Raw genomic sequence first — 12,336 nt, 5'->3', positions numbered from 1 at the left:
CAATTCCTGCGTCGCTTAGCGCGACATCCCCATCCCCTGGCTGAGCTGCATGTTCTGCTCCTGGAACGCCTGGAGCATCTGTGATTGCTGCTGATCGAACTGCTGGATCTTCTCGATCGCCTGCTCCGGTTGCGGCGGCGGAGCACCGAGGTCCACCTGGGCCGGGCTCGTCAAAGCCCCTTTGCCAAGCATGGTCAACGTCAAGGTTTCCTCGTTCAGATGAACGCTGGAAAGATTACCGGCGGTGATCTGGTTCTCATGGCAAGCGGCTGTGAACTGCAGCAAGCGATCCTCCGATGCCTCGGGGATAATCCTTTGCAGTTCGTTGTATAGCTCGTGATGCGGGCTGTCGGGGTGTCGTGGATCGACGCGACCGTGGCCTTGGCTGCGGGATATGCCTTCAAGCCCCTTCTCAGGTTCGTCGTGCTCAGCTTCCCGTGTTTCACCCGATGCCGGGGTGCCGCGCGACACCGACGGTGCCACGACCTGTTGAAGCTCGGCAACGAATGCCTGCGCCTGCACGTTTCTCAGTGTGGTCTCGTCCGGTAGGCCAGTGACCGGCATGTCATGCATCGCCTGGAAACGCGCCACCGCGGTCTGAGTGGGTGCATCGTATGTCCCATGCACCACCAACGGGTCGCCCTTCATATCCGCCACGCCCAACGTGTTCAGGCTCTCCTGGAGGGCGCGGATGCGCTCGGCATTCGGGTGCGCGACGGTCGCTGCCTGCAAGGCGTCCGCGGGCTTCTCCGGCGCGGCTTGATCGATGGTGGGCATACGTGGCGTCGCTGACTTGGGCTCGGGCGCCAAGGATTGATAGATCGCCATCGCATCGTCAGGCTGTTCGTTTCGCAAGTAAGGCGCGTCCGGTTGCCCGATCGAACGTAATTCGGTCTCCACTGCGTGGCGCACGGCGGTAAGTGTGGCGGTGCCTGCTATACCGTCAGCGCTCAACTCATGATCGCGCTGGAATGCCTGAATCGCCGCTTGAGTCGTCGGGCCGAAGTCGCCGTCGGGGTGCACGGCACGTCCGCGGGCGTCCGTAAATCCCAACCGGGCAAGGTCTGTTTGCAAGGCGCGCACATCATCGCCGTGCATGCCTTGCCGAAGCGTTCTTCCCTCACCCACGTGAGTCCGGCCGACAGCCGTTGATCCTACATGCAACAGGGGCTCAGGGCTGCCATTCCGTTGGACGGTAAGGTCCACGGACCTGTCGTCATGCACGGTCCTGCTAATGTCGTCGCGGGAAAGCTCAGACCATTTCCCACCGATATACGCTACGGCCCGCCCATCCGCATTCCACTGTACGAAGTCGGGGCCAGAGGCGAAGAACCCCGAGGCCGGACGGTGATGACCTATGGCGGTAGGCGATCCTTTGCTGTGTTCGCCACCCTGCTCCAACGCATCGATGAAATGTGTGGCCTTGCTGGGTTCCAGGAACAGGTTCTTGATAGTCGTGTACTGCGCCGCGAGGTCAGGGCGTGTCGTGTCGTCACGAATAGCTGTGGGCTCGACCAGAGGGTCTTTCAGAACTTCTTGCCATGCGGCGTGAAGCGGGTTATCTGGGCTGATCTCCTGCAGGCGTGTGTAGACCGCAGCAGCACGGAGAGCAATCTCACGTCCCTCTCGCATGGATGCCGTGAATGCTTTATCCGAACGTGATTTAAGATCATCAAGTGACTTGATTGTCGCCACGGACTCATCACGATCCTTCATGTCAAAGAGCACTTTGCCGGTAATGGACTCGTTCTGATTGAATCCTTTAGCTATGATCGTTGCCATTTCGATACGTTCGTGGGACGACGCTTGCTTATAAGCCTTCGTCAATACGAGCTTCGAGAGAGCATAATCATGAATACGGTGGACCTGAGCCATATCTCTTTGATGGACGAACTCCTTTCCGCCGTCCGCCTTCAAGAACGTGTCAAGACTTCTCCTTATGTGCGGATCGACAGGTCGATTCCCCTGGCCATTGATCGTCCTTCCATTACGCGAAAGATCGTCGACAATCTCTCGTCGCTGAATATCAGTAAGCGATCCTTCGGATTGGTCCGCCACCCAACGTTGATACGCAACTACCATGGCTTTGGCCGTTTCACGATGATCCTGACCGAGATCCTTCTGAAGCGTACCAATGGTTAATCCGCTGTTCTCTATAGGGTACATTTTCCCGCTCTGGTACTTTCCAGCGAACGACAAGCGATTGGAAACGTCCCTTCCTCCGAGATTTCCCTCCGATCCGACACCCACCACGAAATAGGCGAGGGCCTTCAAGTGCCCCTCGCCAAGACTTCTCTGTTCCGTCATATCAATCTTCCTTAAATACGTATTGAACATCTTGCGTTACAGAAGATGAAGTTGCTCAATTAAGGTGTAGCTCATCAGTCAAGAAGCCATGCGCGTCATCGACATCACCTGCCTCAGCCTTGTCGATGACTCGCTTGACATCAGCCTCATTGACAACATGCAAGTGGAGTGCATGTCCCACCGGCGTCAGATCATCTTCACGAACACGGAAGACATATCTACCTCCGGTAACCAACATCGTGCCGTCATGCAGGTCCATACCTCTGCTTATGAAGGACGACCATTCGCTGTATGGGCTATCAGAAGGCGAGTCCTCAAATAAAGGGACCTTCCTCCAGATAATTGTTTTCCCGTCAGGAGAAATTCTTTGACTGACTTCCAATATGGGCGCGTACGCGATTTCTCGATTGAATCGCAGCGAACTTTCATTGAATATCACGTTTCCAATGACTCCCCCCGGACCTATCTCCTTGCAACGGAAGTCCAAGAGACCATTGCTCACGTGCGTCGCTCCCCTGGAATCAACGAACGAGTCATTGTATCCACCAGATTTATTGATCTTGACGTCTTGGACCTCACCAGAAAAGAAGTCCATCGCTTTCGATCGACCGCCTTCAGACGACAAGAGAACCCAGACAATCCACCGCCCATCCGAATGCTCAACGAACATGTTCTCGGGCCAACTCTCCTTTCCATCGCCAAGTTCGCGCTCGGCGACTCCATTTTTTGGCCAGATGGGTGGCTCCATGTGTACCTTGGCCTCACCGGTCGGCAGCTGGCCTCGTATCGATACGGAAAAAGGAACATCCTCATCTGCACCGAGACGCTTATATTTCCCGACTACCACGATTCTTTCTCTCTGCTTTCTTAGGTTCGATGCATCTTTTTCCACCCATGCAGAGTACGCGCCTAAAGCCTCCGGAACCAAAATTTGCTCATCGGATTCGATTGAGCCATCGATCACCCTCAACCTCACTAGATGAAGTACCCCCTGGGACATCGATCGTTGGGAATGCGTGTCCATTTGAAGCAAGACGAATAGCGAGTCGCGTTCACGCAAGCAGTGCGTTGCACGTCCTTCGTAGAATATTTCGGCAATACTAAGCTTCTTGAACCACCTTACGCCGCCCTCACGCACACCAGTCCATTCCACGTATGGACGTCTATTTAAACCATCCTCATCACCCACGGAGCCCACTGAGCACATGCCACCCTGGACGTTGATCGTGAGGTAACGTGAAGACATCGGCATTGCCAACGTGTCTATTGTTATCTCCGCCGCGAAGATCGCGGCCATGACCAAATATCGAACCTTCATGGCTTTGTATCCTTAAGATCGATCAATCATCCGCTTCGGAGATTTCCATGGGATTTTTACGCTGCGGCCGCTATTTGGCTGAGTGCAGCGCGTGCCCTACGGCTGGTTGTCGCCACAACTTCTGTTCGCTTTTTCGTTGGAGCGACTCTCTTCAGGTTGAGTTCGTGTATTTCGACCCGTGGCAGTAACCGCGCCGTAAATCGCTTGTCCTCGTAGTACCTGATCTTTTCGCACTTAACCGGATGTGCGATCCCTTCGTAAAGGATCACCTCCTTATCGGTTCCCATGGCTTTGAGCTCCTGCGGCAGCATCAACGCCCGTCGCTCATCGGACCGGCTACGTGACACGCCCCTGCCCTTCGACACGCTCTCCTTGGACACCGTCGTATAGCCGAGCATGTCCGAGTAGTCGTTAGCATCCTGCTGCTCGCGCGGCGCGAAGATGATCTGCAAGGCGTGATTGGTGATGATCGTGCGCGAAACGTCCTTGCCGTAGGTCGCGTCCAGCTGCGCCATGCTCTGGATGATGGGCAACAGACGCAGGTTGTACCCGGCCATGTACGACACCGAACTCGCCAGGATGTCGACCTTGCCGATGGCGGTGAACTCGTCCATCAGCAGGAGACACTGATGCTTGAGTTTCGGGTTGTTCTGCGGCATTTCCCGCGTGTTGACATTGATAAGCTGACTGAAGAACAGATTGACGATCAGGCGGCTCTCGGCCAGCTTGTTCGGCTGGATGCCGATGTAGATGGTCATCTTCTTCTTGCGCACGTCCGTGAGCAGGAAATCGTTGCAACTCGTGGCCGCGTCCAGCACTGGATTAATCCAGGCGTTCAGCGGTTCCTTGAAGCTGCCCATGATCGAGGCGAAGGTATCGTCAGCTTGCGACAGCAAGTTGGCGAAGGCGGCCTTCGCATCCTTGCTGAGGTACGGCCATGCCGTCAGGCGTTGCAGATATTCGCGCAGATTGCCGCCGTCGCTGGTCGACAACCGGTAGACCTCGCCCAGCGTCGGGAACGGCTTGACGCCGGAAGGAACATCGAGACTCATCTCCTGGTCGAAGGTCTCGAAGAGGTAGAGCGTGAAGGCGATGAAGGCGTTGCGCGCCTGGCTGCTCCAGAACCGCTGATCGCCGCTCCCGTCGGGATATAGCATGGCCGCGATCGATTGGATGTCCGAGATACGAAACGCCGGGTCGGGCGACACGTAGCTCAGCGGGTTCCAACGGTGCGTCCGCCGGTCTTCGGCGAACGGATTGAACAGGAAGATTTCCTGACCTCGCGACTTACGCCAGCCGCTGGTCAGCTCGAAGTTTTCCTGCTTGATGTCGAGAACGACGATGGAGCCCTGGTACTCGAGGAGATTGGGGATGACCACGCCCACGCCCTTACCCGATCGGGTCGGTGCCGCAAGGATCACGAACTGCTGGCCGCTGAGCCGGATCAGCTCCTTGCCGAACTTCCCGACCACGATTCCGTCGGGCGAGTCCTTGAGCAGGCCCTGCTTCTCCAGGTCGTGTCGTGTGGCGAAGCGAGCGTCTCCGTGCAGCGCCGGAGCACGTGAAGAACGCAGCAATGGCACGAGACATCCGACCCACGCCAGTGCCGGCAACCCAAACCCCGCCACTCCCGCCGCCCTGATCTTCCACGCATACGGCGCGTATTGCGGATAGACCAAGGCGCCGTGGTAATCCCACCACATCCGCCAAGTCAGCGGCATGTCGACGCCGAGCAGCATGAGGGTCAGTTGACCCGAGAGGTACAGGCCGCCACCGAAGGCCACCAGGAACATCGCCGCCGCAAGGACGGTCTTCGTCGATCCATTCACGCCAGGCTCTCCGTGCCCACTTTGAGGTGCGCAGTCTAGCCACTTTTCGGTGGCGAAACACAAGGGCGAGGAAAGTTCTCACTCGATCGTTTCAATCGGAATGCCACGCCTGCCCGATGCCCGACTCTGTTCGCTTACGGCGCGCGCATGCGTCCAACGCACGAGCGCAACGCCCCAACAGGGTCCATCTGTTCCTTTGTCCCCAACGAATCGACTTTGCGGAAAATCGCAGTCGAAGGGATAAGATCCGAGTCACCTGTCGCAGGTACCAACAGGTGACTGATTACCGTCCAATTCGCTCGATTTGGATACAACCTGATGCTGACGATGTACGACGCCGCATTGCGGCCGCTGGTAATGACCACCACCGCCATGTCGCCGATCGCCACACCGACAATGGATGTGGGCTCACCCTCGTCGATCCTTGATAAATCTGATGTAGCGGAGACGTGACTTCCGCATATCGTCCACCCCCTCTGAACCAGAACAATGTTGAATGATCCACAAGCTGTGTCACCCCGAGCACACGATCTTCCTGCCCAAGAACCATCAAATCTTCCTGCAATCTCGCCCCTGGTCCGTGATACAGCGGAAAAACACAACAAGATACCTAACGGAACGATATAGAAAGACGCCAGAATCCTACGCACACCAGCCTTTCGTTGCGAGCATGATTTTTTCTCAATACATGCCGAACAGTTGATGGCCATCTCACCACAATAAACACGCTTTTCCCTTTTCAAACGCAACTCCGCTCGCCCATTATTAGGTGCACATCCTAGTCACCTGCGTGTAGCAAATCATGTTGTTGCGGTGGGGATCCCATCCATAGCACGGCTCTACTCACCCACGGCACGCGTCTTTTCCCAACACATCCGTGCATGCGCCTGTGCCGTGCACTGCACACCCATGTGCGTCAATGTACCGATCGCTTCAAGCGAGAGCGCCAACTTCGCGCAGTCGACGGTGTCCGATTCATGCACGAGGTCCGCGAGCAGGCCGGTAAGACCACGGGCGTACTGCAGCCATTCGGTGGCGTCGTTCAACAGGTCGTGCGCCGAGGCTTCGGGATCGATGTAATGGCGCGCACGACCCTCCGTGCGCGTGGTGCCGCTAAATGGCATGAGCATTCCTTGAAAGTGATCGCTCACCGTTGTCCAGGTGCGGCACGCCACGCACAGCGCAACGTGCCGCGGATCAAACGGACTCGCGGGTTCACCGGCTGCCCGAGACCGGGCGCCGGGAGGCTTGATTGATGAAGTGGATGCGGCGTCAGCCTGTTTCAGTGGCCCACACAGGCGCTTGCCCGATAGGTGAGGCCCAGAAACATCTCAGATGAGGGGCTGAAACCGCGGTTCTTCAACCGTCCCTGCACGGTGGACAGAGGGCCCGGTAACCGGTGGGGATGTCGCCGGGGGGATTCGGCGGGCGAGCGGGTGCCGTATGATCGTGGGTAGCCACGGATCAACTCCTCGATAGTTGGTCATGGTCAGCGGGTCGGGAGTGTTACAGCACTCCTGGCCCGCGCTTCTCACCGCATGAAGCGATGGTTGTCTGCGACGCACGCAAATCGACTGCGCAGACAACGTGCCGACCGTAACAAAACAACGCCATGTTGTCTGTAGGCGCCATCGGAGAATGGTCGCTATTTTTACTTGAGCAACGCCCACCACTGCGACAGGCTGACCACGGCCGTCGCCACCATCACCAGTCCGAGAATCGTCCACGCGTCGCTCAGCCGATTCCCTGGCGAGCAGTACGATCCCGGCGCGAACATGGCCGCCGCCATGCCCGTGTAGTGCATGCCGGTCACCGCCACCGCCATGACCAGCGCGGCACCCAGGCGCAAGGCCACGTGGGTCCAGTGGCGGCTGGTGCGCAACCAGGTCATGATCAGCAAGGCCGCGCCGCTGGCGCCCAGCGCGATCGCTGCGGAAGCCCAGAACAGTAACGGCCGGTATTCGATGCCCGGCAACATGCGCATGGCGTACATGCCGCCGTAGTGCATCAGGCAAACGCCGGTGGCCATCAGCACCGATGCGATCAACCAGGTCACCAGGCGCACCCCATCGCGGATCACGTACAAACCGATCGCGCTGACGATCACCGCCACCAGCCACGAGGCCACGGTGATCGGCAGGTCGAAGGTCACTGGCACGCCGAGTGTCAGCGCCGCCATGCCCATGAAATGCATCGCCCATACACCGGTGCCGAAGGCGAAGGCTCCGGCGACGATCCAGCGCGTCTTTTCCTCCGCCGCGGCGGCGCGCACGCGGGCCGTCATTTCGATGCCGCAGTAACCGGTGAGGGTGGCGATCACGAACGAGTACGCCACCATGACCATGTCGTAGTGCTGTTCCATGGGAGATCCTATGTGACGGTCAGGTGCGTGCGAAGGTGAAGAAGGCGACGTTGTCTGCCAGGCCGTCGGCCTGTTCGAGCATGTGCCGGCTGGCGGAACTGGCCTGCCGCAATAGCGATTCGTGCGCCTGCATCGCCTGGTCGATCTGGTTGATCGACACACTGGCCCTGCCCACGCCGTCGGACTGCTGTTCGCTGGCACGAGCGATGTGACCGACCACATCGGTGAGTTCCCGCACGCTGTGCACGATCCTCGCCAGCGTGTTGCCGGAACTGTTCGCCAGCTGGGCACCGTCGCTCACCTTGTCGCGGCTGTCGGTGATCAGCTGCTTGATTTCACCCGCCGCCGCGGTACAGCGCTGGGCAAGGTTGCGTACCTCGCCGGCGACCACCGCGAAACCCCGCCCATGCTCGCCGGCACGCGCGGCTTCCACGGCGGCGTTCAGGGCGAGCAGGCGGGTCTGGAAAGCGATCGCATCGATGAGGCCCACGATATCGGCGATGCGGTCGCTCGAATCACCGATCGCACTCATCGCCTGCTGCATCTGCGCGACGACGTCGCCGCCGTCCTCCGCGCATTTGCGCGCCTCGGCGGCCAGCCGGTCGGCATGACGGGCGTGCTCCGCGGTCTGCACCACCAGGGTGGCCACCGTCTCCATGCCCGTGGCCGTGTCGCGCAAGCCGGCCGCGTCCTCGATCAATTGGCGAGCCAGCACCTCGTTATCCGACACCATCTGCACCGCGGCGACGTTCACCGCACCCGCACCATCGCGTACCTTGCGGATCACGCCAGCGAGGCGCTCGTCCATGTCGCGGAAGGCGGCGCGGAGTTCACCGATCTCATCGGAATAGAGGGCCGGAATGCGATTGTCCAGGACACCGTCGGCGACCGTGCGGGCAAGGGCCAGCGCGTCCCGTATGCGTACGGTGACCGAGCGAACGAAGATACCGTCGAATATCACCGAGAGCAGGAGGCCCGCCAGTACGGCGCCAAGCTCGGCGTTGCGAATGTCGCGTCCTTCGGCGGCTCGCTCCTGGGCCATCGCGTCGAGCGAATGTCTTGCCGTTACGAACGATGCACCGCCGTGTTCCACTTCCAACCGGGCCAGCAATTCACTGGCATGTTGGTAGATCTCGCCGGTATTGGCGTTGGCTCGGTCGACGCCGTAGAGGCCGACCAGGCCGGTTATCACCAGGAACGTCAGTACCAATCCAAGCCGCAATCCCATGCGGACCTTGATCGTATAGCGAGCCATCGGCACTCCCCCGCCCGTTGAGACTTCGGTCGTTATCGGCCGACGGGGAAACGGACTTTAGCGTCGCTTTCGCATTTTCAGGCGCGGACGTCCATACATGCCGAAATCGCGTACAGGTCGCTCATGGACGCGCTTCCAGCACGATGTTGAACGGCGTTTCGGCGGCACGACGGAAGCGACGGAATCCGCCCGCGTCGACGATCACCTTGCGCAGCCGCGCCTCGCCTGCCTGGGCACCCAACGCCGGCCCGTGCCTGGCGAGCGACACCGGCACGCAGATCATCGACGATGCCGCGTAGTACACGCGGCCGACGGGGTTGAGGTTGTCCGCCGTGCTGTCGCCGGCGAAAGGTTCCACCACCATGCACGTGCCATCGTCTTTCAGTGCATCCTTCGCGTGCCGGGCGGCGCCGTCGGGATCGGCCATGTCGTGCAGGCAATCGAAGAAGGTGATGAGGTCGAAGTCGCGTCCTTCGTATCCCGACGCATCCGCCTGCTCGAACGATGCGTTGCTCACGCCGGCCTCCTTCGCGCGCTCGCGAGCGGCATCGATCGACGGTGCGTGATAGTCGTAGCCCACGAAGTGCGATGCCGGGAAGGCTTTCGCCATCAGCACCGTGCTCGCGCCGTGGCCGCAACCGATGTCGGCGACCTTGCCACCGCGCCCGAGCTTGTCGACGACACCCTCCAATGCCGGCAGCCAGGCGCCCAGCAAATGGGCATGGTATCCGGCGCGGAAGAATCGTTCGGTGCCATGGAACAGGCACGGGTGGTGTTCGCCCCACTCCATGCCGGCACCGCTGCGGAAGTTGTCGCGCACGCGCGGGTAAGTGTGGAACAGCGCGAGGGCGATTTCATAGGCGCCGGACAGATCGACCGGGCCGGCAGGATCGGCCAGGCAAGCCGCCTGTTCTTCGTTGAGCCGGTACTTGCCCGCCGTGGCGTCGTAATCGACATAACCGCCGGCCGCTTGGTTGCCTAGCCATTCGCGCACATAGCGTTCGTGGGTGCCGGTGCGCGTGGCTAGTTCGGCGGGAGTCAGGGATTCGCTTGCGAGTGCCTTGTACAGGCCCAGTTCGTCGCCAAGCAGGACGAGCACCGCGCTGAACGCGGCGCCAAGGTCGCCGACCGCCTTGCCGAGGAAGGCATTGAGTTTTTCTTCGTTGATGGACATGGGTGCGCTCCGAAGCCAGGGGGAATCCGGTGCGGTGAGTAGTCGACGGTTCCGGCAAGCCGCTAGCGCCGGAACCGGCGACGTCGTCCTGCCGGCGGAGGGTCTCCGCCAGGATCGGAGCATGACGGGCTTGGAGGGATCACGTTCTGCCCGCCGCCGGTGAATGCGTCATCGGCGCATCGTTGGGAACGATGGCGGGCCTGGGGCATGGTGCTGAGAGTATGCGCCGATTCCGCATGTTCTTGGCAGAGCATACGGAATCGGATTTATCCCCGTCGGCGCTCGATCAGGGGGACATCGAAGGGCTCTGGACTTGCTGTTGCTGCCGCTCCTGGCTTTGCTGAGCGACGTCCTGCTGGGCTTGGCGCTGCGGCTGGAGGTTCTCGATCGTTTGGGTGCTCTGGGCGATAGATGTCGCGACAGCCTGCGTCACGTTGACCTCGGCATAGAGCTTGAAGGGATCGTTCGCCTTCCCCTGAACCGCATAGGCGCGTTGCGCGTCGTCGCTGAGCGAAACGCTGTCGATACGGCTCATGCCCGCGGTCAATGATGAGGCGACGAGGGCACCCGCCAGGTTCTCGCTGCGGTGATCCGAAGGCCGCCCGTGCGCCGCATCTATCTGCTTCACGCCGGCCAAGGCCTGTTCGAACATGCCGTGGTCCCTGTGACCCGGCTGATTCAATGGTGTAACACCGGACGGCTTCACCGTCTCTTGCGACTGCCCCTGGACCTCGGAACGAAGCATCTCCAGAAATGCCTTGTCTACCACGCCGGTAACCGGCAACTGATGGCGTTCCTGGAACGCTTCCACCTCGGCCTTGGTGGCTGGACCGAAGTCACCATCCACAGCCAAGGGGCGCCCATTGGCACGATAGTCGAGCGCTCGAAGGCCGCGCTGTATTTCCTCGACATCTTCCTTGATCTGTTCGCGGGTCTTCGGGCCGACCTTCCCGTCCACCGATTCGAGCCCCCGCTCGCGCTGGAGGTTCTCCACGGCCACTTTCGTGGTGGCGTCGAACGTCCCGGCGGCCACCTCTCCCTGAGCATCGAGATAGCCAAGCCCTTGCAAGTTGCGCTGCAGCTTCTCGACGTCTTTCCCTTCGCTTCCCACGGAGAGGACCGAACCACTGTGGCCGTGACTTTGGCCGCCACCGGAATGTTCGATGGAACGTCCACCTAGTTGCGCCAGTGCGCCAAGAGCCGGATCGTCCAGAATGCTCGACTTCCGCCCGTGATCTTCAAGGTATTGCTTTAACCCTGTCTCCAGGAATTTACGGTCTTCTTCGGATAGGCTGGCCTTGACGGTATCGACGCCGACGGCATCGACCAGGTTCGATATCCGGCGCAGCACATCCCTGGCACCGTCGTCGGTCTGACCGTACTTCGTATCCAGCTTGTAGCGGATGAGTTCTTCCAGACCGAACTCGCCCTCGACCTTGATGGTCGCCGTCCCGCCACGCCCCGGCATGTCCATCGCGGGATCATCCTTGGTATGGCCCATGAATTCCTTGAGGCCATCGTTCACGGCGTTGCCGTACTGATTCGCCGTATCGATCACGATCAACTTTGCGAGCGGGCTCCCTTGCAGGAAGGCTCGATTGGCATCGTTGCCGACACCGTTCACGACCTCGTTCATCGCGTCCACTTTCGCCTGGACCTTTGGCAGGTAATCGGCATTGATGGCCGCCATGCCTTCCGACGACGAAAGTGCCTGATTCATCAAGGGCTTCATTCGCGCGTAGACCGCGCGGTCCTCGGCCGTGAATTCATTGAAAGGCTTGTAGAGATGCGCCTTTATGGCGGCGAGATCTTCGTCACCGACAATGCGATTGCCATCGGCATCGCGCGCACTTGCAGCGATGGATTCGAAAAGATCGCGCCCGTGAGGATTGGCACCGACATCGTACTGAAACGGACCGAAGCTTGGTCCGCTGGAGGCGAGTTCCGCGTTGCTCACCTGATACGCCCCTGCTCCGTTGGACAGTTCGTTACGCATCATCGCCCGATGGGTGTAGTACTCCATCGTTCCGGGTTGAAGCGAGTCGCCACCGGTGAATTTTTCGCCGCTCATGAGATCTCCTGATAACGTGA

General features: G+C 59.8%; 8 protein-coding genes and 1 pseudogene. 1 reads left to right on the top strand and 8 read right to left on the bottom strand.

Features of this window, described 5'->3' with window-relative positions:
- Positions 1–15: 15 nt before the first annotated feature.
- From ACR9ZJ_RS01840 to ACR9ZJ_RS01830, 3 genes and pseudogenes are all read right to left on the bottom strand, one after another.
- Entirely contained in the window at positions 16–2,307 is a 2,292-nt protein-coding gene (locus ACR9ZJ_RS01840; RefSeq protein WP_481286686.1) for a peptidoglycan-binding domain-containing protein, read from the bottom strand.
- Positions 2,308–2,362: 55 nt separating this feature from the next.
- Positions 2,363–3,625 (bottom strand): hypothetical protein, encoded by a 1,263-nt coding sequence (locus ACR9ZJ_RS01835; protein WP_481286685.1) that lies wholly within the window; start codon positions 3,623–3,625, stop codon positions 2,363–2,365.
- Between the two features lie 149 nt (positions 3,626–3,774).
- Positions 3,775–5,454, bottom strand: a pseudogene (locus ACR9ZJ_RS01830) (type IV secretory system conjugative DNA transfer family protein); the annotation flags it as partial.
- 318 nt (positions 5,455–5,772) lie between these two features.
- Between ACR9ZJ_RS01830 and ACR9ZJ_RS01825 the strand changes: the two are divergent.
- Positions 5,773–5,907 (top strand): hypothetical protein, encoded by a 135-nt coding sequence (locus ACR9ZJ_RS01825; RefSeq protein WP_481286684.1) that lies wholly within the window; start codon positions 5,773–5,775, stop codon positions 5,905–5,907.
- 386 nt (positions 5,908–6,293) lie between these two features.
- Here the strand turns inward: ACR9ZJ_RS01825 and ACR9ZJ_RS01820 are convergent, their stop codons facing one another.
- The 5 genes from ACR9ZJ_RS01820 to ACR9ZJ_RS01800 all read right to left on the bottom strand — a co-directional run bounded on the left by ACR9ZJ_RS01820 (position 6,294) and on the right by ACR9ZJ_RS01800 (position 12,316).
- The gene (locus tag ACR9ZJ_RS01820; protein ID WP_481280508.1) at positions 6,294–6,578 is read right to left on the bottom strand and encodes a hypothetical protein; all 285 of its coding nucleotides are present in this window, start codon (positions 6,576–6,578) and stop codon (positions 6,294–6,296) included.
- 527 nt (positions 6,579–7,105) lie between these two features.
- A complete protein-coding gene (locus tag ACR9ZJ_RS01815) occupies positions 7,106–7,816 on the bottom strand; it encodes an MHYT domain-containing protein (RefSeq protein WP_481286683.1) in 711 nt (236 codons plus the stop codon).
- A gap of 19 nt (positions 7,817–7,835) precedes the next feature.
- Positions 7,836–9,071 carry a methyl-accepting chemotaxis protein gene (locus tag ACR9ZJ_RS01810; RefSeq protein ID WP_481286682.1) on the bottom strand — a complete coding sequence of 412 codons (1,236 nt, stop codon included), beginning with the start codon at positions 9,069–9,071 and terminating at the stop codon, positions 7,836–7,838.
- A gap of 121 nt (positions 9,072–9,192) precedes the next feature.
- On the bottom strand, positions 9,193–10,245 hold the full coding sequence (locus ACR9ZJ_RS01805; RefSeq protein ID WP_481286681.1) for a class I SAM-dependent methyltransferase: 1,053 nt from the start codon (positions 10,243–10,245) through the stop codon (positions 9,193–9,195).
- Positions 10,246–10,531: 286 nt separating this feature from the next.
- On the bottom strand, positions 10,532–12,316 hold the full coding sequence (locus ACR9ZJ_RS01800; RefSeq protein WP_481286680.1) for a peptidoglycan-binding protein: 1,785 nt from the start codon (positions 12,314–12,316) through the stop codon (positions 10,532–10,534).
- Between the last annotated feature and the right edge of the window lie 20 nt (positions 12,317–12,336).

The sequence above is a fragment of the Luteibacter sp. KNZ12-1A genome, assembly GCF_056755675.1.
The sequence above is the reverse complement of the archived record's forward strand: the minus strand, read 5'-3'. Positions and strand labels throughout refer to the sequence as shown.